18 protein-coding genes are annotated in these 18,454 nt (G+C 71.6%); 6 read left to right on the top strand and 12 right to left on the bottom strand.

Features of this window, described 5'->3' with window-relative positions:
* Positions 1-103: 103 nt before the first annotated feature.
* Complete coding sequence (locus ACLQ23_RS20405) at positions 104-1,660, bottom strand: NAD(P)/FAD-dependent oxidoreductase (protein WP_355589062.1); 1,557 nt, start codon at positions 1,658-1,660, stop codon at positions 104-106.
* A gap of 185 nt (positions 1,661-1,845) precedes the next feature.
* Between ACLQ23_RS20405 and ACLQ23_RS20400 the strand changes: the two genes are divergently transcribed.
* The 4 genes from ACLQ23_RS20400 (at position 1,846) to ACLQ23_RS20385 (ending at position 4,668) form a co-directional block, all read left to right on the top strand.
* Positions 1,846-3,081 (top strand): hypothetical protein, encoded by a 1,236-nt coding sequence (locus tag ACLQ23_RS20400; protein ID WP_355632262.1) that lies wholly within the window; start codon positions 1,846-1,848, stop codon positions 3,079-3,081.
* Positions 3,082-3,114: 33 nt separating this feature from the next.
* Positions 3,115-3,555 (top strand): hypothetical protein, encoded by a 441-nt coding sequence (locus ACLQ23_RS20395; RefSeq protein ID WP_355589066.1) that lies wholly within the window; start codon positions 3,115-3,117, stop codon positions 3,553-3,555.
* An 84-nt stretch (positions 3,556-3,639) separates the two neighbouring features.
* Positions 3,640-4,212: a GNAT family N-acetyltransferase gene (locus tag ACLQ23_RS20390; RefSeq protein ID WP_355632260.1), complete on the top strand. Its 573-nt coding sequence runs from the start codon at positions 3,640-3,642 to the stop codon at positions 4,210-4,212.
* A 42-nt stretch (positions 4,213-4,254) separates the two neighbouring features.
* Positions 4,255-4,668, top strand: a complete 414-nt coding sequence (locus tag ACLQ23_RS20385) for a hypothetical protein (RefSeq protein WP_053659728.1) — start codon at positions 4,255-4,257, stop codon at positions 4,666-4,668.
* A 132-nt stretch (positions 4,669-4,800) separates the two neighbouring features.
* On the opposite strand, the gene ACLQ23_RS20380 is transcribed toward ACLQ23_RS20385, so the two are convergent.
* The 6 genes from ACLQ23_RS20380 to ACLQ23_RS20355 all read right to left on the bottom strand — a co-directional run bounded on the left by ACLQ23_RS20380 (position 4,801) and on the right by ACLQ23_RS20355 (position 10,946).
* A complete protein-coding gene (locus tag ACLQ23_RS20380; protein ID WP_355632257.1) occupies positions 4,801-5,868 on the bottom strand; it encodes an ABC transporter ATP-binding protein in 1,068 nt (355 codons plus the stop codon).
* A complete protein-coding gene (locus ACLQ23_RS20375; RefSeq protein ID WP_355589072.1) occupies positions 5,865-6,680 on the bottom strand; it encodes an ABC transporter permease in 816 nt (271 codons plus the stop codon). Before ACLQ23_RS20375 ends, ACLQ23_RS20380 begins: the two co-directional genes overlap by 4 nt.
* A complete protein-coding gene (gene modA, locus ACLQ23_RS20370) occupies positions 6,677-7,471 on the bottom strand; it encodes a molybdate ABC transporter substrate-binding protein (protein WP_425880937.1) in 795 nt (264 codons plus the stop codon). The genes ACLQ23_RS20375 and modA overlap by 4 nt, the downstream gene beginning before the upstream one ends.
* Positions 7,468-7,890: a TOBE domain-containing protein gene (locus ACLQ23_RS20365; RefSeq protein WP_355589074.1), complete on the bottom strand. Its 423-nt coding sequence runs from the start codon at positions 7,888-7,890 to the stop codon at positions 7,468-7,470. Before ACLQ23_RS20365 ends, modA begins: the two co-directional genes overlap by 4 nt.
* A 289-nt stretch (positions 7,891-8,179) precedes the next feature.
* Positions 8,180-8,671 carry an SsrA-binding protein SmpB gene (gene smpB, locus ACLQ23_RS20360; protein WP_053659737.1) on the bottom strand — a complete coding sequence of 164 codons (492 nt, stop codon included), beginning with the start codon at positions 8,669-8,671 and terminating at the stop codon, positions 8,180-8,182.
* Between the two features lie 52 nt (positions 8,672-8,723).
* Entirely contained in the window at positions 8,724-10,946 is a 2,223-nt protein-coding gene (locus ACLQ23_RS20355; RefSeq protein WP_355631603.1) for a hypothetical protein, read from the bottom strand.
* A gap of 242 nt (positions 10,947-11,188) precedes the next feature.
* Here ACLQ23_RS20355 and ACLQ23_RS20350 point away from each other — a divergent pair, with 242 nt between their 5' ends.
* Positions 11,189-13,156 carry an ABC transporter ATP-binding protein gene (locus ACLQ23_RS20350; RefSeq protein WP_425735296.1) on the top strand — a complete coding sequence of 656 codons (1,968 nt, stop codon included), beginning with the start codon at positions 11,189-11,191 and terminating at the stop codon, positions 13,154-13,156.
* Between the two features lie 117 nt (positions 13,157-13,273).
* On the opposite strand, the gene ACLQ23_RS20345 is transcribed toward ACLQ23_RS20350, so the two are convergent.
* The 5 genes from ACLQ23_RS20345 to ACLQ23_RS20325 form a co-directional block, all read right to left on the bottom strand.
* Positions 13,274-13,789 (bottom strand): NUDIX domain-containing protein, encoded by a 516-nt coding sequence (locus ACLQ23_RS20345; RefSeq protein ID WP_355589078.1) that lies wholly within the window; start codon positions 13,787-13,789, stop codon positions 13,274-13,276.
* A gap of 212 nt (positions 13,790-14,001) precedes the next feature.
* Positions 14,002-14,640, bottom strand: coding sequence for an SRPBCC family protein (locus ACLQ23_RS20340; RefSeq protein WP_355589080.1), 639 nt, complete (start codon positions 14,638-14,640; stop codon positions 14,002-14,004).
* The gene (locus ACLQ23_RS20335) at positions 14,640-15,005 is read right to left on the bottom strand and encodes an ArsR/SmtB family transcription factor (RefSeq protein WP_355589082.1); all 366 of its coding nucleotides are present in this window, start codon (positions 15,003-15,005) and stop codon (positions 14,640-14,642) included. The genes ACLQ23_RS20340 and ACLQ23_RS20335 overlap by 1 nt, the downstream gene beginning before the upstream one ends.
* Before the next feature lie 24 nt (positions 15,006-15,029).
* The gene (locus ACLQ23_RS20330) at positions 15,030-15,710 is read right to left on the bottom strand and encodes a TMEM175 family protein (protein WP_355631609.1); all 681 of its coding nucleotides are present in this window, start codon (positions 15,708-15,710) and stop codon (positions 15,030-15,032) included.
* Between the two features lie 116 nt (positions 15,711-15,826).
* On the bottom strand, positions 15,827-16,411 hold the full coding sequence (locus tag ACLQ23_RS20325; RefSeq protein WP_425880936.1) for a family 1 glycosylhydrolase: 585 nt from the start codon (positions 16,409-16,411) through the stop codon (positions 15,827-15,829).
* Between ACLQ23_RS20325 and fxsT the strand changes: the two genes are divergently transcribed.
* A complete protein-coding gene (gene fxsT / locus ACLQ23_RS20320; protein WP_355631615.1) occupies positions 16,310-18,070 on the top strand; it encodes an FxSxx-COOH system tetratricopeptide repeat protein in 1,761 nt (586 codons plus the stop codon). The genes ACLQ23_RS20325 and fxsT overlap by 102 nt on opposite strands.
* Positions 18,071-18,454: the final 384 nt, after the last annotated feature.

Below are 18,454 nucleotides of genomic sequence, written 5' to 3'. Positions count from 1 at the left end.
TTACCCCCATCTCCACACCAGCAGTTTCCGCCGACCGGTACGCCGAAACGCGCACTGTCGCATCGACACGCCGCACGACGGAGCGTTCGCGGCCCCGGTTCCCTCAGGCCAGCGGCAGCTCCGGGGTCCGCTCACCGTCACCTGCCGCGCGTACCCCGACCGGCGCCGTGATCGGTGCCGTGGTGATGCGACTCGGCAGCACCGGGGCGTCCCGGCCCGTGCCCCGGCCGCCGCCGTCGGAGGACTGCTCGTGGTAGTCCTGCTCCACGTTCACCGACCAGACGTCGTGCGTACTGCCGGTGGCGATGTTCTCGGCGGCGAGCATGGCGGTCAGCATCGAGTGGTCCTGGTTGTTGTAGCGGTGCATGCCGTTGCGGCCCACCGGGTGCACGTTCGGCACCTCCTCGGCCAGCCACGCCCGGATCACGTCCACGTTGTGCTGGTAGCGCTCGTCGTACACCGGGTAGGCCTTCGGCATCCGCACGACGTAGCCGGCCTCCACCACGCCGGGCCGGACCAACCCCAACCGCTCCAGCTCCGCGGTCGCCAACGCCACGAGGTCGGCGTCCGGGGTACGCCACATCTCGTCGTCCTCGAAGACGAAATACTCCAGACCCAGGCAGGTGCGGCCGTCCTTGACGAGGTACGGCGACCAGGAGCCGAAGTTCTGGATCCGGCCGACCCGCACCGCCGGGTCGTGCACGTAGATCCAGTTGTCAGGGAACGAGAACTTCGCGGGCACCACCAGTGCGACAGTCAGGAAGTCCCGGTAGCGCAGGTCGGTGGCGCATGCCAGCACCTCCGGCGGCGCGGCCGGGCGCAGCGCCGCCACCAGCTCCGAGATCGGCATTGACGAGATCACGTCGTCGGCGGGCACTGTGCGCTGCCCGCCCGCGCCGTTCACCGTCACGCTTATCGCCCGCCGCCGCCGCGGGTCGCGGTGCACGGCTGTCACCCAGGTGCCGGTGGACAACTGCCCGCCGCGCTGGCGTACCTGCTCGGCGCAGCGTTCCCACATCATCCCCGGGCCGTACTTCGGGTACTGGAACTCCTCGATCAGGCTTGTCACGTCGGTGCGCCGCCGCCGGGGCAGCAGCGCGTTGCGGATCGCCGTGGCCAGCGACAGGTTCTTGATCCGCTGCGCGGCCCAGTCGGCCTGCAACCGGTCCGCGGGCATACCCCAGACCTTCTCGGTGTACGTCTTGAAGAAGATCGAGTACAGCCGCCAGCCGAACCGGGCCGACACCCAGCCCTCGAAGTGTGACTGGTCGCGAGGCGGGCGCAGCCGAGCGCGGGCGTACGAGCCGAGGCAGCGTACGGCCTCCGGCAGCCCCAGGTTGCGCAGCGCGTTCGTGGCGCTGAGCGGGTAGTTGAACAGGGCGCCCCGGTAGAAGATCCGACTCATCCGGGGCCGGGTCAGGAAGTCCTCGTCCGGCAGGATCTCGTGCCAGAACGCCTCCACCCGGGGCACCTTCGTGAAGAACCGGTGCCCGCCGATGTCGAACCGCCAACCGTCGCGCTCCACGGTCCGGCTGATCCCGCCGACCACCTCGTCGGCCTCGAACACCTGGACCGGCCGACCGTGCCGGAGCAACTCGTAGGCGGCCGTGAGCCCCGCCGGCCCCGCACCGATGACCACTGTGCCGTGCTGCTCGCTCATGTCGCCGTACTCCCTGCTCACTGCCGTTGTCGAGGCGCGGCGCGTACCCGTTCTGCGGCAGTTGTCACCTTCGCGACTCAGTGGTGCTGAGTTTCCGCTCCGCCCGAGCGTGATGGGGCGTACAACAGAAAAGGGGCGAACCCCCGCGCGGCGGGTGGGCCGGTCGGACCGGGGAAGCGGGGCGGATGCACCGGTGGCGAAGCGGCCGGCGGCCGGCGGCGCTGGCCGCGCGGGTGGCCGGCGCGGCCGACGCCGCCACGCGCCTGGCCCGCCGGGTTCCGGCGCCCTGGCCGTACGTGATCGCGCTGTTCCTCGGCGCGAAGCTGCTGCTCACGCTCGTCGGGCTGCTGACCCTGCACGCCTGGGACGGCATCCCCGCAGCGCCGCCGCCGGACGAGGCGCTGATGTGGGCGCAGCAGCGGGAGATCTCCGGGCACCGCTGGATCTCGTTCTGGTTCGCCTGGGACGCGCTGCTCTACCTGCGGCTCAGCGAACTGCCGCTTACCGGAGCGCCGTGGAACGACTTCGGGTTTCCGCTGCTGTATCCGTTCCTGGCCCGGCCGGTCGGCGCGCTGCTCGGCGGCGACAACGCGCTGGCCCTGCTCTTGATCAGCAACGTGGCGTTCCTGCTGGCCCTCTGGTACGGCTACCGGCTTGCCGAGGTGCTGCTCGGCGACGCGGACGCGGCCCGCCGGTTCACCAGGTACCTCGTGCTGCTGCCGACCGCGTTCCTGTTCCAGGCGGCGCTCACCGAGTCGCTCTTCGTCTGCCTCGCGTTGGCAGCGTTCTACCACGCCGAGCGGGGCCAGTGGCTGCTCGTCGGCGTGATCGGCTACTTCCTGGCGATGAGCCGGTCGGTCGGCCTGCTCGTCGCGCTGCCGCTGGCACTGGTGCTGCTGCGCCAGCACGACTGGAGACTCGGCCCTCGCCAACTGCTCGGATACCTGCGGATCGGCTGGCCGCTGTTGCTGCTGCCCGCCGGCTGGTTCACCTTCATGGCGTTCTGCCGGTGGCGTGGCGGGGACTGGTTCGCCTACCAGCACGCCCAGCAGACCGGCTGGGGGATCGAGGTGCAGAACCCGGTGCCGGTGCTGCTCGACGGGTTGACCGGGGAACCGCGCGACGCCGTCCGGGTCGCCTTCGCCGTTGTCGTCCTGGCGATCCTGGCCGCCGGGTTCCGCCGCCGCGACGTGGCCTACGTGGTCTACGGAGTGCTCATGGTGCTGGTGCCGCTGTCGATGGGGCCGCCGGTCTACAAGAGCCTGCTGCGTTACCTGCTCGCGGTGTTCCCGGTCGCACTGGTGCTGGCCCGCTGGGCGCGCCGGGCCACCGTCGACGTGTGGTTGACCGCCGTGCTCGCCGTGGTGCAGGGCGCGCTGTTCGTGCTCTGGCTCAGCTACTGGACCCACATGATCATCTGATTGGACCGCCCTCGGCCGGGGCAGGTTGAGGCGATGACCGAGCCACTGGTGAGCCTCGACGATCTGGGCGCCTGGCTGATCAAGGGCAACGCCGACCGGGTCGACCTGACCAGCCGGTTCGCCAGGGATCCCCGGGTGGCCAACTGGTGCGTACGCCCCGGCTACCGGGCGCGGCTGATGCGCGCCGGGCAGCCTGTGGTGTTCTGGGCCAGCGGCAGCCGCGCCCGCCTGCCGTACGGGGTGTGGGGGATCGGCCGGCTCACCGGGGCAGCCGAGCCGGACCCGCCGGGGCAGACCTGGTCGGTGCCCCTGGACCTTACGATCCTCGACGAGGCGGACCGGGTGCCCCGGCAGCGGCTGCGCGCCGACGACCGGCTCGCCGCGCTGGAGGTCTTCCGCCAGCCGCAGGCCGCCAACCCGTCGTACCTCACCGTCGCCCAGTTCGCAGCCCTGCGGACCCACCTGCCGGCCTGAGCGCGGGGGCCGACGCTGCTGTGGCGTACCGGCCTGTGCGAGTCTGCTACCCGTCGTCCGACGCGTACCTGTGTGGAGGCACCCATGTTCGCCCTGCCGCTTACCGACGAGGTCGAACTGCGCCCGCTGGAACCCTGGCGGGCCGAGGAGTTCCTCGCCAACCTCGACAGGTCGCGGGAGCACATCCTGCCCTGGGTGTCGTCGACATTCGTCGCCACCGACCTGCCGTCGGCCCGCGCGGTCTTGCAGCGCTACGCCGACCGCTGGGCCAGCGACAGCGGCGGCATCTGGGGACTGTGGCGGCAGGGGAGGTTGATCGGCGGGGTCATGTTCGTGTCGTTCGACGTCACGATCGGCGTCTGCGAGGTCGGCTGCTGGCTGGAGCCGGCCGCGCAGGGGCGGGGCTTGATGGCCCCCGCGATCCGCCGGATAATCGACTGGGCGGTACGCGAGCGCGGCATCCACCGGGTCGAGTGGCGGACCAACGCCGACAACGTCCGCAGCATCGCCCTGGCCCGCCGGCTCGGCCTGCGCCACGACGGCACCCTGCGGCAGGTCTATCCGGGCCCTGGCGGCCGCATCGACCTGCAGATCTGGTCGGTGCTGGCGCCCGAGTGGCTGGCCCGGCAGGCGGATCCGGAGTCGACCGTCCACTGACGACTGCTGATTTCTGTCGTACCCGGGCGGCACCATGCATCCATGGCCGTTCCCGCGCTCACCCCTCATTCCGACCCGCCGCGTTCCGTGCCGCTGCGTGAGGCGCGCACCCGGTTCAGTCAGCTCGTCGCATTGGCCGAGCTGACCGACGCGGTCACAGTCGTCACCCGCGACGGCGATCCCCGCCCGGTCGCCGCGATCGTCCCCGCCGCAGCCGCCCGCAGCGGCGCCCAGGCCCGCGCCGACGCCGACCGGCTCGCCGCGGTCACCGCCGGTTGGGCCCGCCGCCTCGACGAGCAGCATCGCCGCAGCAGCCAACGGCACGCCGCCGAGCTGGGCGCGGTCCGTGCGGCGCTGGCCGAGGTGTGGGCCGAGTTGGATCGTCGAGTCGTCCCGGGCAGCGATCCGTCGTTGGCCCGGCTGCGCGCAGCCCACGCCGACCTGCTTGCCGGCTGATTCGCGTCCGAAGCCCGAATGGGCCGCGCTCGCGCGCAGCTGAGCAGGTCCGCGCGTGCCGGGCGTGTGGGTATGCGCGCGTGCCGGGCGTGCGCGCGTGCCGGGCGTGCGCGCGTGCCGGGCGTTCGGGTGTCAGCCGGTGGCCGGGTAGGCGTTCGTTTCGGCAGCCTTGACCGCCACCCAGACCGGCTGGCCTGGAAGCAGCCGCAGGTGGGCGGCGGCGGCCGGCGTGACGTCGGCGGCCACCCCGATCGGCCCGTCGACCTGCACCCGCACGTTGTCGCCGTGGCGCTGGACGCCGGCCACGGTACCGGCCCAGATGTTGCGCGGGCTACCTTCCGGGCGGGTCGGGTGCAGGGCCACCGCGGCCGGCCGGAACGCGACGAACGCCTCGCCGTCCAGCCGGTCGGCGACGGTGAGGGTCAGCTCCGGTGCAACCCGCACGCCGTGCCCGTCGGCCCGACCCCGATAGAGGTTCAGCCCGACCAGCCGGGCCACGTAGTCGGTGCGCGGGCGGGCCGTGACGCTCGGCCCGTCCCCTTCCTGCACCACCCGGCCACCCTCCACGATGACCAGACGGTCGGCAAGCGCCAACGCGTCCAGCGGATCGTGGGTGACAAGCACCGTCGCGCCCGGGTGCGCGGCCAGGTGCCGATGCAACTCCGCGCGGGTGTCCAGTCGGGTACGAGCGTCCAGCGCGGCGAGCGGTTCGTCAAGCAGCAGCAGTGAAGGTTCCACTGCCAGCGCGCGGGCCAGCGCGACCCGCTGTGCCTGACCGCCGGAGAGCTGCCGGGGCCTGCGGTGCTCCTGCCCGGTCAGACCCACCCGGTCGAGCCAGCCCTTGGCCCTGGCACGCGCGGCCCGCCGGTCGACGCCGTGCCGGCGCGGCCCGAACGCCACATTGTCCAGCGCGCTGAGGTGGGGAAAGAGCAGGTAGTCCTGGAAGACCACGCCGACTGACCGGCGTTCGGTGGGCACCCAGCCGCGCGTCGCCGGGCGGTCCAGGTCGACGCCGTCGAGGGTGACGTGCCCGTCGGTGAGCGGATGCAGCCCGGCCAGCGCGCGCAGCGCAGTGGTCTTGCCTGCGCCGTTCGGGCCGAGCAGCGCGACCACCTCGCCGGGCGCGACCCGCAGCGGCACGTTGAGACGGAAGGTGGCCCGGTCGACGACGAGCCGGGCATCGAGCAGCGGCCCGCTCATGCGCTTGTCAACCAGCGGTCCCGCAGCGCCGCCAGGATTCCCACCGAGACGACGAGCAGCACCAGACTGAGCACGATGGCGGCCTCCAGGTCGGTCTCCAACGCCAGGTAAACGGCGAGCGGCATGGTCTGCGTGCGGCCCGGATAGTTGCCGGCGAAGGTGATGGTGGCCCCGAACTCGCCGAGCGCCCGCGCCCAGCACAACACCGCACCGGCGGCCAGCCCGGGTGCCACAAGCGGCAGCGTGACGTGGGTGAATGTCGTCCAACGGCTGGCGCCCAGCGTCGCGGCGGCCTCCTCGTAGCGGTGGTCGGCGGCGCGCAGCGCACCCTCCACGGCGATGACCAGGAACGGCATGGCCACGAACGACTCGGCCAACACGACACCGGCGGTGGTGAACGGCAGGGTGATGCCGAACGTGGCGTCGAGCCAGCCGCCGAGCAGCCCACGCCTGCCGAAGACCAGCAGCAGCGCCACGCCACCCACCACCGGCGGCAGCACCAGCGGTACGGTGACCAGCGCACGGACCAGCCTGCGGCCGGGAAACTCGACCCGGGCGAGCAGCCAGGCCAGCGGCACCCCGAGCAGCAGGCAGAGCAGTGTGGCGAGGGTGGCGGTCTGCACCGACAGCCGTAGCGCGGTCAGCGCACCCGGCTCGGTGAGCCGCTGCGGCAGGGTCGTCCACGGTGCCCGGATCACCAGCCCGGCCAGCGGCAGGACGAGAAAGAGCAGACCCAGCCCGGCCGGGATCAGCAGCGCCGCCGGCACCCGACCGCGTCGGTGCGGCCCGGCGACCGTGTGGACCCGGCTCACGGCGACTGGAAACCGGCCTCGGCGAGGATCGCCTGGGCCGGCGCCGAGCGGACGTACGCGACGAAGGCCCGCCCGCCGGCCGGATTCGGCGCGTCCTTCAGCGCGACGATCGGGTATTCGTTGACCGCCCGCGCCGACTCGGGAAACTCGACGCCTGTCACGTCCGCGCTCGCCGCCCGCGCATCCGTGCGGTAGACCAGGGCGGCGTCGACCTCGCCCAGCTTCACCTTGGCCAACGCGCCCCTGACGTCCTGCTCAAGGGTCACCGGGGTCAACGCGACGCCGGCCGCGTCGAGGGCCGACCGGGCCGCCGCGCCGCACGGCACCTGGTCGGCGCAGAGCGCCACCTTCACGCCCCGGCGAGTCAGGTCGGCAAGCCCGGTCACCGCCTTCGGATTGCCGGCGGGTACCGCGATCACCAGTTGGTTGCGGGCGAAGGTGACGGGTGTGCCGTCGGCGTTGCCGGCCTCGGTCACCGTCGTCATGTTCCGTGGCGCGGCCGAGGCGAAGACGTCCGCCGGCGCGCCCTGGTTGACCTGGTTGGCCAGTGCGGAGCTGCCGGCGAAGTTGAAGGTCACGGTGCTGCCCGGGTTGGCGGCCTCGAAATCCGCACCGAGCCTGGTGAACGACTCGGTGAGCGAGGCCGCCGCGAACACCGTCACCGTTCCGGTGACCCGGCCATCCGCGTTGCCGCCCGGCGCGGGGTCGCCGCTGTCGCCGCATCCGGTCATCGCCAGCCCGGCCACCGTCACCAGGACTGCCACCACGCCGCGTGTCGCCCGCGTTCTCATCCGCCTGACCTTCCCCTGGTCGGTGTGGGCGCGGCCCGCTCCACCACCACAGTCGTCGACTTGATCACCGCGACGGCCACCGACCCGACCCGCAGGTCAAGCTCATCGACGGCTTCTCGGCTCAGGAGCGACACGATCCGGAACGGCCCGGCCTGGATGTCGACCTGGGCCATCACCGTGTCCTTGCGGACGTCGACGACGATGCCGCGCAACCGGTTACGGGCAGAGGAGAACTCGGCGCCCGCCTCCGGGTCCGCGGCCTGGGCGCGGGCGAAGGCGGCAAGGTCGACGCCGTCGATGACCCGGTGGCCGTGCTCGTCGCGCCCGGCGGGCAGCCGCCCGGCGTCCACCCAGCGCCGGATGGTGTCGGCGCTGACGCCGAGCAGGTCGGCCGCCTCACCGATCCGGAACATCGTCACCGGCTCACCCTAGCGCCCGCACCTGCAAGCACGTAAGGCCGAAATTGGCCGCACCCGCGTGGGCAATCGGGCCCGAGAGGCGGCACTTGCGCCGGCCGTGCCTCGCCGCCGCATTCCTCGTGATGCCGTCCCGTCCCGACCCCTTCGCGCCTGCATGTTCCGGCAACATCGTGGATGTAGTGGCATCCCGCGAGGTCGAGGCCACTACAACCAGGATCGAGCACCATCTTCGGCGTGCGGGCGTGCGGGCGTGCGGGCGTGCGGGCGTGCGGGCGTGCGGGCGTGCGGGTCAGGGGCGGCGCGGGTGGCCCTTGAGGTGCCGGCCCAGCTCGCGGGCGATCTCCCGGTTGGCGTCCCGTTCGGCAAGCGTCTGCCGCTTGTCGTACGAGCGCTTGCCCTTGGCCAGCGCCAGCTCGACCTTGGCGTAGCCGTTCTCGAAGTACATCGACAGCGGCACCAGGGTCACCCCGCCCTCGCGGACCTTGTCCAGGATCCGGTCGATCTCGGCCCGGTGCAGCAGCAGCTTGCGGTTGCGGCGGGGGGCGTGGTTGGTCCACGTGCCGTAGGCGTACTCGGCGATGTGCAGGCCGTACAGCACGATTTCGCCGTCGCGTTCGTGGGCGAACGCGTCCACCAGTGAGGCCCGGCCCTCGCGTAGCGACTTCACCTCGGTGCCGACGAGCACGATTCCCGCCTCGTACGTGCGCAGCACCGTGTATTCGTGCCGGGCCTTCTTGTTGGAGGCGATCAGTCGGCGTTGCGGCTGTTGGGACCTGCTCACCCGGTGACGATATCCGGCCGCCGGGCCACCCGGCGCGCAGGCGGGCAGCGGATCAGCCGGCGCGCAGCCGGCCGGCCAGGTCCCGTACGGCCACCGCGAACTCCTCCTGCGACTCGCAGGGCAGGTGCGCGAGGATCGGCGGGGGCACACTGTCGCTCGGCGGCGGCACGACGTCCTGCGGATCCTTCAACCGGCGATCCACTGTCGCTGGCGGGCCGGTAAGCGTCTCGGTGGTGCCCGGCCGGTGCGCGGCGAAGATCCAGCCGCCGATCGGGTCGGTGTCGCGCCACAGGTTGAGCCAGCGCCAGCCGACCCGCTGACCGATCTCCTGCAGCACCTCCTCGTCGACGTACGCGGGAAACAGCCGCGAGTACAGCCGTTGCAGCGGGGACCCGTACGTCAACAGGGCGACCCGGTCACTGACCCGAGGGGGTAGTTGCAGCACCGTGGCGGCGAGCAGCACCGAGCCGTGGCTGTGCCCGGCCAGCAACACACCGTTGCCCTGGTCCACGAGGTAGGTGATCCGTTTGGTCAGCTCCGGCACGGCCCGCTCGGCGTAGCAGGGTGGGGCGAACGGATGCGCTGCCCGGGGCCAGAAGGTCCCCAGGTCCCACAGCACGCCCACGTACCGGCGGAACGGCGCCGTGCGGTAGGCGAAGATGCCGCCGATGACCAACCCGGCGATGATGAAGGCGATCGCGTAGCTGCCCAGCCCGATCATGAAGTTGACCAGGCCGAGGGGCACCCCGATGAAGCGTTGCAGTAGGTCGCCGGGTTTCAACTGCATCATGCCCAGCGCGCTTGTCGCCAGGCCCAGCGCGATCAGGCAGGCGTACACCACAGTCAGTGGCTCCAGCCGCTCGGTGAACCGGGCCCGGGCCACCGCCTGCTCGACCTGCCGCAGTCGCCGGGCCGCCTCCGGCGACGCGTCCGGGAAGTCGGCGGCCACGATCGTGGCCGCCGCCCGCATCCGTTGGCGTCGGGTCAGCATGGTGACGACCCCGGCGACCAGCAACGCTGTCGTCACCGCAAGGAAAAACCCGAAGATCGCCCATTTGTACGCCAGCGGTGGGCTGGTCACCAGGGCGTCGGCGGTGTCCCCGTCGCGGTCCAGCAGGTCCGACACCCGGTAGACCATCTCGGCGGAGAACGCCACGCCGAGCCCGGCGGCGATCGTGAGGAAGACGGGCGTACCCAGTGCGCGCAACGCCCCACCCCGTTGCCCGGCGCCGCGACCCCAGAGGACGACAGCGGCGAGGATGAGCACCAGCACGGTCTGGCTGACGAACAGCCATGCCATGATCGCGCTGTATCCGGGGAGCGTGCCCTCCTGCGGCCAGGGTGCCGGACTTCTGATGATGTGCACGATCACCAGGATCGTCAGACCGCAGGTGACAGTGCGCAGTGCGCGGATGAGTCCGTCCACCCGGCGTTCCCGGCCGAGCCGGTCGATGACCTGCACGGAGCTGAGCAGCCCCAGACAGGTGAGCAGCACCGCCCCGCAGGCCACCAGCAGCACCACCATCACCGCCGAGGAGGGCTGGCTCGCCCGGGCGACCAGCAGGCTGCCGTCCAGGGTGGCGAACGCGGCCGCCACGTGCACCGAACGCAGCCGCCCGACCAGCGGCGCGGCGTCCCACTGGCCGATGCCGCTCAGCCGGTGCGCCGATGTCTGCTGCACCGGGGTCCGGAAGGCGTCGAACGACTGGCCCTGGCGCGAGCTCAGCCGCCAGACGAGTCCGATGGCGGCGATCGGAATCACCGACAGCACCCCCAGGCGCACCCCCGGCGACCGCCCGGAGAGCCACGACAGCCAGTTCCGCCCGTTCGTGCACGACGGGGTGCCCATGCAGCGCCAGGCGACGAGGTCCAGCGCGCCTCCGACGATGGCCAGGACGTAGAGCATCGTGAGGGTCAACGCGAGCACCCGGCACAGCGCGAGGACGGCATGCTTCGAGGCGGGGTTCCCCGGGCGCATCCACAACGCCACGTTGCAGAGCATGAAGGGCAGCAGGAACACCAGCGACAGGGTCCGCATGGCCGTGCCGGACGGTAGGTCACTCCACCGGTACGCCTCCAGCCACACCCCGCCCGGCCCTGTGGCGCCCGGATGGCCGGCGCGCGGGCGGTAGAAGCCGCCGTTGCGGTCCCCGGCGACCTGCTCGAGGTGCGGATGGTTGAGCACCTGGTCGGCGTCCGCTCTGGAGACACCGTGTACACGCAGCTCCACGACCTGGCCCGACGTCGTCGGTTCGGTCGGCGACGCGTCCGCCATGGGCCCCCCGAGGTGTGCGCGGCAGTCGGGCGGGTCGGCGGTGTACGCCCGCCCGCGCGGCCCACCGTCTTACCCGTCCAGGGCCCGGTCAACCGTGCCCGCATCGGGCGACGGTGTGGCTCGATGCCGTGTTCCTGACACGCTCGTACGACGCGCCGGTTACGTGCTGACATCGAATGGTTGCCGGCAGTAGTCTCGGCCGGCGTCCGTGCCCCCGCCCCCGAGGAGCGCCCGTGGAGTCGATGGCCCGCCAGCGCACCGCTGGCCCGGACGACGATCCGCCGGGCGCTTCGTCGGGCGACCCGCAGTCCGGCGGCACCATGCTCCCGGAGCTGGAGGACCGCGACTGGTTGCACCACGCGCAGGAGTTCGCCCACACCAGCTTCTGGGCCGTGGCCCGTCGACTGCCCCGGCTCGTACGGGAGGCGGTCGGGCTGGCCTGGTCCACCAACCGTGGCGACACCGTCGCCTCCATCGGCCTCAACATCGCCGCCGGCGTGATGACCACGTTCGGCCTGCTCGCCACCACCAGCGTGTTGCGTGAACTGTTCGCCGCCGGCCCCACGCCCGACCGGGTCCGCTCCGCCCTGCCGGCGCTGATCGTGGCCGCTGCGGCGGTGTCGGCCCGTGGCGGCCTGACGATAGCGGCCGGCTGGGCCCAGGCCCGACTGATCCCGCAGATCAACTACCAGGTGGAACTGCGGCTGTTCGAGGCCACCACGGCGGTGGACCTGGCGGCGTTCGACGACGCCGGCTTCGCCGAGGAGATGGACCGCGCGCGCGACCGGGGGATGGCCGAGGCGGCGTTCATCGTCGACCACACCGTCAACCTGGTGACCGGTGTGGTCGGGATGCTCGCCACCGCCGTCGCGGTGACAGTCATCCAGCCACTGCTGCTGCCCTGTCTGCTGCTGGCGGCTGTGCCCCAGGCGATCACGGCGGTGCGGATGGCCCGCCGGGAGTACCTGGCGATGCTGGCCCGGATCACGCGTCGGCGGCGGATGTGGATGCTGGCCCACCTGATGGCCAACCGGCGCACCGCCGCCGAGGTGCGCGCGTACCAGATGCGCGACTTCCTGCTCGCCGAATACCGCAGTGTGATGACCGTGGAGACCCGTGCCCACCTGCGGTTGGTTCGCGCGCAGACCGGCACGCGGGTCGTCGGCGCCGCCGTGGCGGGGCTTGCCACCTTCGGGGTGTACGCGGTCCTGGGCGGCCTGCTGCTCAACGGGATGGTCGCCCTCGCCGCCGCGGCCACAGCCCTGTTGGCCCTGCAGTCCGCACGGACCAGCCTCGGCGTCGCGGTCGTCGCCACCAACTCGCTCTACGAGGACGCCCTCTACTACCAGGACTATCGCGATTTCCTGGCCCGCGCCCACGCCCGGGTGCCGATCGGCGGCGACCGGCTGACCGACGGGGTCGACGTCATCGAGTTGGACGAGGTGAGCCTGACCTACCCGGACACCGACGCCTCAGCGGTCGACCGGGTCAGTCTGACCGTCCGCCGAGGTGAGGTGATCGCGCTGGTCGGTGAGAACGGCTCCGGCAAGACCACACTGGCCAAGCTGATCGCGGGGCTCTATCGACCGACCGGCGGGGTGATCCGCTGGGACGGCGTCGACGCTGCCGAACTGGACCCGCGCACCCTCGGCGCGCAGGTGGCCGTGATGACCCAGGAATGGTGGAAGTTCCCGTTCACCGCTGGGCAGAACATCCGTGTCGGTCGGCACGACCGCCCGCCGGACCGACCCGGCCCGAGCGTGCAGGAGGCGGCCGCCTCGGCCGCGGCCCACGACATGATCGTCGGCCTGCCGCACGGCTACGACACCCTGCTGGACCGGGAGTTCAAGGACGGCCAGGAGCTGTCCGGCGGGCAGTGGCAGCGGCTGGTCGCCGCCCGTGGCCTCTACCGCGACGCCGCCCTGCTCATCTGTGACGAGCCGTCCGCCGCCCTGGACGCCCGCGCCGAACACGCCCTGTTCCAGCACCTGCGCCGTCGACCCGACCGGGCGGTCGTGCTGATCACCCATCGGCTGGCAAACGTCCGACACGCCGATCGGATCTTCGTGATGGAGCGGGGCCGCCTCGTGCAGCACGGTAACCACGACGAGCTGATAGCGGCCGACGGCCTCTACCGTGAGCTGTTCGACCTACAGGCCGCCGGCTACCTGGCCGACGCCGACCCGAACCACCCCGCCGACACCCGATAGCCCGCCGTCCCCGAGGCCCGACCCTCAGCATCGGACGCAGTTTCCTGGATGTAGTGGCATCCGTGATGCGAAAGGCCACCACATCCAGGGTCGAGCACGATCATGGGCGCGGGGCGGTCAGGCGGTGCGGTTGGGCGTGAGGAAGTCGGCGAGTACCCGGGTGTGGGTGGAGAACGCCAGCTCAACCGGGTCGGTGAGCACCAACCATCCGGTAGCCTCCTCGGTCGGCGCCGACGGCGGTAGTTCCTCGGCCGCCCGCTCGGGCAGCACGCCGAAGATCATCATCGTGCCGCCCGCGGGGGCGCTGTGCACAGCGAAGAGCCGCGCGTCCTGGGCGGCCGCGATCAGCCCGGTCTCTTCCCCCAACTCCCGGACCAGCGCTTCGGACCACTCCTCGCCGTACTCGATGAAGCCGCCGGGCAGCGCGAGCAGCCCGCGGGCCGGCTCGATGTCCCGGCGGACCACCACCACGCCCAGGCCGTCGGCGGTGCGGACCGGCAACACCGCGACCGCGACGGGCAGCGGATTGCGCCAGACCGTCTCGCCGCAGACGGTGCAGATCCTCGGCCACCCGGCGTCCGGCCGGTAGGCGGCGCCGCAGTAGGAGCAGTGCGAGTACGGCGTACCGGTCATGCCGCAGCACGTTACCCGGGCGGCCGCCCGCGCACCCGGTCGTGCGAACGGCGGAAGCCCGCCACCCGCACGACCGGAAGCTGATAGCCCGCACGTCCGGAAGCTGATCGCCCGCACGCCCGGAACCCTGCCGCCCGCATGACCGGATGCGCCGTTCACGGGAACGGCTGGGTCGGAAACCGCGATGTCGGCGGACCGTCGGGTCGGGCGGCTCAGCTCGCCGGGGCGCCGGTGTAGAAGGAGGTGGTGCGCTCGGCGGCGGCCTTCGCCTCGTCGGCGTCGGTGCCGGCGGCGATGCTTGCCTCGCCCCACAGTTGGCTGCTCAGCTCCATGAACCGGCGTCCCTCGGCGGAGGCGGTCCACTCGGCGCTGTCCTCCGGGCGGACGCCGCTGCCGTCGCCGGCCAGGTACGAGGCGAGACCGAGCAGGCCCAGGTCCCAGCCAACGCCGACGGCACCCGGCCCGAACTGGGCCCACCGGTCCTGGTCGACGTGCGCGATGTGGTCGAGTTCGAAGCGGGTGCGCTCGGTGTCGACGGGGGTGAGGCGTACCTCGATCCAGCTGACCTCGCCGCCGTACTCCCAGGTTGCGGTGAAGCGGTGCGGCGGGTCGCAGCTCTCGATGGTGCCGCCGGCGTTGTCCTTGAGCTGGTACGTGCCGTGCAACCGCAGGTCACCGGTGATCGGCAGGAACCAGCGGGGGATGCGTTCGGCGTTGGTGCAGGCGTCCCAGAGGTCCTCGACGGTTGTCTGGTACGTCTGGCTGACGGTGCTGACCCGGGCCTCGCCGGCCTGCAGGGTGCGGCTGCCGACAGTGCGCTGAACGGCGTTGATCTGCTCGATGGCGTCCATCATTCGTTCCTCTCGTCGGGTGGGTCGGAGGCTTCGCGTAGCCGGCGTTCGCGTCGGCCCCGGGCCAGTTCGGTGGCGAGCGCGGCCAGAGGTGGGGCCCAGAACCGGCGGAAGTGCTCCAGCCAGCCGTCCACCTCGCGCAGTGGGCGCGGGTCGACGGCATAGAGCCGCCGGGTGCCGTCCGGCCGTACGGTGGCGAAGCCGTTGTCCCGCAGCACCTTGAGGTGCTGGGACACGGCGGGTTGGGAGATGCCGAACTCGTCGCGGATGACCGCGCTGACCGCGCCGGCGGTCTGCTCGCCCTCGGCGAGCAGCTCCAGGATGCGGCGCCGGACCGGATCGCCCAGCACGTCGAAGGCGTGCACGGCGACAGTTATATCAGGCCTGGCTTATTTAAGCGAGGGCTGATGATTGGCGTGTCGGTGGACTCCCTGGCTGGTCACGGCGTGATACACGATCATCACGATGAGGCCGATCAGGCCCAGCAGCGGGTTGGCGAACCAGCCGAGCAGACCGCTGAGCCCGTACAGGACCAGGCCGGTGACAGGTCGCAGCCGCTGCATCCGGACGTGCTCCGCGCTCACCCTGCGCCCCAGAAGCTCCGGATGACGGCGAAGGTAGGCGAAGAACACCAGCCACGGCGCCGACATCAGCGCGGCGGACGCCGCGTACAGGGCTACGGCCGCGCGCTGGTCGTCGACGTCGCCGTGCGTGAACGCCGCCGCCAGCACCGCCGTGGGAAACGGGATGATCACTGCCCCGAAGAGGATGCCGAGGTTGATCCAGCTCAGGGCGAGGGTGGTCCCACGGATCAGTTTGAGCAGCGCGTGGTGGTTGAGCCAGAGCACCCCGATGTAGACGAACGACACGATGAAGGCCAGGTAGGAGGCACCCTCGCCGAGCAGCCCGGTGAGCAACTCACCCTCGTGGTATTCCGGCACCCGCAACTCGATCACCAGCAGGGTGATGACGATGGCGAAGACACCGTCGCTGAAGGCCGTCATCCGGTCGGTGCCGGACACTCGCGGCATGCCGCCGGTGTGCTCGACCTCGTCGGGTGCTGTGGCCATGGCCGCAGGCTAGCCAGCCGGGGCGGCCGTCGGTGACGGTTTCGCCGGACCGTGACCGGAACGGCCGCCCGGGGCGCCCATGAGGCACCCCGGGCGGCCGGTCTCGCCGACCCCGTTCAGGCCACCGGCGTCACGGCGCCGGCCGCCCCGGCGAGACGCTGGTGGGCGCGGATCAGCTCCGCGTAGCGCCTGCCGCTCGCCTTGACCGTCCGACGCTGGGTCGTGTAGTCCACGTGCACGAGCCCGAAGCGCTTGTCGTAGCCGTACGCCCACTCGAAGTTGTCAAGCAGGGACCAGACGAAGTAGCCGTCCAGCGGCACGCCCCGGGCCACCGCCGCCGCACACGCCGCCAGGTGCTGCTCCAGGTGGTCGGTGCGCTCCTTGTCCTCGACCGTGCCGTCCGCGGTGACCTCGTCCGGCCACGCCGAGCCACTCTCGGTAACGATGATCTTCCCCGGTCGGTACTCCTCGTGGACCTCGACAAGCAGTCGCTCCAGCCCTGCCGGGTACGTCTCCCAACCCATCGCGGTCTCCACCGCGCCGGGCACCGGCACCTGCCGGGCGTACGGCGGCGGTCCGGCCTGGTCGTCGACAACCAGTTGCCGGAAGTAGTAGTTCACCCCGAGGAAGTCGGTGGGCGTGGCGATGACCGCCAGGTCGTCGCCACGTACCGGGGGCTCGACACCGTAGGTGGCGATCATGTCGGCGGGGTAGCCGCGCCCGACCGCTTCGCCAGTTTCATGGCCCCGATCGACCCCACGCTTACCGACCCGATCCTGCAGGGCCTGGTGACCGCCGAGCTGGGCCGCTACGGGCTGGCCCAGGTCGACGCGGAGAACAACTCGGTGCGGATCCACCGGCTGGTCCAGCTGGTCATCCAGGACCAGCTCGGCGATCCGGAGGAGGCCCGCCGCCAGGCGCAGCTGCTGCTGGCCGCCGCGAGCCCCCGCGACCCCGACAAGCCTGTCAACTGGCCCCGGTACGCCGAGCTGTGGCCACACGTACGCCCCAGTGAGCTGCACCTGTCCACGATGGACGAGGCGCGGCAGTTGGTGGTGGACATCGTGCGCTACCTCTACCGGCGCGGTGACTACGACACCAGCCGGGCCCTCGCCGAGGAGTCGCTGGCCGGATGGCGGGACACCGACGAGGACGACCCGACCAAACTGCGGATGCGCTTCCACCTCGCCAACGTGCTGCGCGCGCAGAGCCACTTCGACCGGGCGTACGACATCGACCGGGACGTCTACGATCGCCAGCGGCGGATCTTCGGCGAGGAGCACCTCTACACGCTGATGACCGCCCGCAGCCTCGGCGCGGACCTGCGCGCCCAGGGGCTGTACCACGAGGCCGAGGCGCAGGACCGCCGCACCCTGGAGCTGAGCGTCCGCAGCTTCGGCGACGACAGTGGCCGTACGCTCACCGCTGAGAACAACCTCGCCGTGTCGTTGCGGCTGGTCGGCGACTTCCGTGGCGCCGCCGCACTGGACCAGCACATCCACGAGCGACGGCGGGACCGCTTCGGCGAGGAGGATCCGTCCACCCTCGCCTCGGCCAGCAACTACGGGCGCGGGCTGCGCGACGTCGGCGAGCTGTGGCGGTCGCACAGCGTGCTGCAACGCACGTACGGCATCCAGCAGAAGGTCATCGGCGCGGACCACCCGGAGACCCTGCGGACGGCCAAGGAGTTGGCGCTCACACTGCGCCAACTGGGCCGGTTCGCCGACGCGCACCGGCTGATCGAGCGGACGGTCGTCAGGTATCAGCGCACCCTCGGCGGCGACCACGCCGACACCCTGTCCGCCGAGATGGCCCTGGCGACGACCTGGTCCGCGGTGGGCGACAACCAGACGGCGCTTCGGGTGGCCCGCCGGCTGCGCGACGGCTACAACGAGGTGCTCGGCGAGACGCACGCCATCACCCTTGCCTGCCTCAACAACCTCGGTGTGCTGCTGCGCAAGCAGGGCGACCACACGCAGGCTCGGGAGCTGTCCCAGCGGGTCCGCGACCAGTTGCTCGCCAACCTCGGCGAGCGGCACCCGCACACCCTGCTGGCCACCCTCAACCTGGCCAACGACCTGTTCGCCCTCGGCGACCGCGACACCGCGCTGCTGCTGGACACCACCGCCTACGTGGAGTTGACCAGGGCGCTTGGCGCCGACCACCCGGACACCCTCTCGGCCTCGGTCAACCTGGCGTTGAGCCGCCTGGGCACCGAGAGCGAGGCGGATGCCGGCCAGGCCCTCTACGACGAGGCGTTCGGGCAGTTGGTGCAGCTCTTCGGCGGTGACAATCCGCGGGTCGTACAGGCCCGCCAGCAGGAACGCGCCAACGCCTACATCGAACCAGCGCTCCTCTGACCCGCGCCCCTCTTCACCGCTCGCCGTCTGGACGCCGCTCGCCGTCTGGACGCCGCTGGTCGCCCCTCGCCCGTCGGCAGGCCCTCGGAGGTCAGCCGTTCAGGACGAACCACCTTTGCCTCCCCGCCATCTCCCCTGCACGTCCTTTGCTCTGCTTCAACCCACGCAACGCTTTTGGTCGAAAAGTGTTGCGCCTGTTGAAGCAGAGCAAAGGACGCAACCCGACCCCTCCGGGCGTCGGCAGTTGTTCGCACCTCGGTGGTCGCGCCCGCAGGTCTGCCGCTTCCGATCAAGCTGATCACCGTGGCGCCCCGCTGCTGACGTGCTGATCGCCGTGGCACCCAGGTTCTGGCGTGCTGTCTCGCCAGGACGCGGGGGTGCCGG

It is taken from the genome of Micromonospora sp. DT41, assembly GCF_049841715.1.
In the GTDB taxonomy this organism is placed as follows: Bacteria; Actinomycetota; Actinomycetes; order Mycobacteriales; family Micromonosporaceae; genus Micromonospora; species Micromonospora profundi.
The sequence above is the reverse complement of the archived record's forward strand: the minus strand, read 5'-3'. Positions and strand labels throughout refer to the sequence as shown.

What these genes read in the sequence shown, in the direction of transcription:
- ACLQ23_RS20405 (WP_355589062.1), bottom strand. Translation starts at nt 1,660, where the DNA reads ATGAGCGAGCAGCACGGCACAGTGGTCATCGGTGCGGGGCCGGCGGGG.
- ACLQ23_RS20400 (WP_355632262.1), top strand. Translation starts at nt 1,846, where the DNA reads ATGCACCGGTGGCGAAGCGGCCGGCGGCCGGCGGCGCTGGCCGCGCGG.
- ACLQ23_RS20395 (WP_355589066.1), top strand. Translation starts at nt 3,115, where the DNA reads ATGACCGAGCCACTGGTGAGCCTCGACGATCTGGGCGCCTGGCTGATC.
- ACLQ23_RS20390 (WP_355632260.1), top strand. Translation starts at nt 3,640, where the DNA reads ATGTTCGCCCTGCCGCTTACCGACGAGGTCGAACTGCGCCCGCTGGAA.
- ACLQ23_RS20385 (WP_053659728.1), top strand. Translation starts at nt 4,255, where the DNA reads ATGGCCGTTCCCGCGCTCACCCCTCATTCCGACCCGCCGCGTTCCGTG.
- ACLQ23_RS20380 (WP_355632257.1), bottom strand. Translation starts at nt 5,868, where the DNA reads ATGAGCGGGCCGCTGCTCGATGCCCGGCTCGTCGTCGACCGGGCCACC.
- modA (WP_425880937.1), bottom strand. Translation starts at nt 7,471, where the DNA reads ATGAGAACGCGGGCGACACGCGGCGTGGTGGCAGTCCTGGTGACGGTG.
- ACLQ23_RS20355 (WP_355631603.1), bottom strand. Translation starts at nt 10,946, where the DNA reads ATGGCGGACGCGTCGCCGACCGAACCGACGACGTCGGGCCAGGTCGTG.
- ACLQ23_RS20350 (WP_425735296.1), top strand. Translation starts at nt 11,189, where the DNA reads ATGGCCCGCCAGCGCACCGCTGGCCCGGACGACGATCCGCCGGGCGCT.
- ACLQ23_RS20345 (WP_355589078.1), bottom strand. Translation starts at nt 13,789, where the DNA reads ATGACCGGTACGCCGTACTCGCACTGCTCCTACTGCGGCGCCGCCTAC.
- ACLQ23_RS20340 (WP_355589080.1), bottom strand. Translation starts at nt 14,640, where the DNA reads ATGGACGCCATCGAGCAGATCAACGCCGTTCAGCGCACTGTCGGCAGC.
- ACLQ23_RS20330 (WP_355631609.1), bottom strand. Translation starts at nt 15,710, where the DNA reads ATGGCCACAGCACCCGACGAGGTCGAGCACACCGGCGGCATGCCGCGA.
- ACLQ23_RS20325 (WP_425880936.1), bottom strand. Translation starts at nt 16,411, where the DNA reads ATGATCGCCACCTACGGTGTCGAGCCCCCGGTACGTGGCGACGACCTG.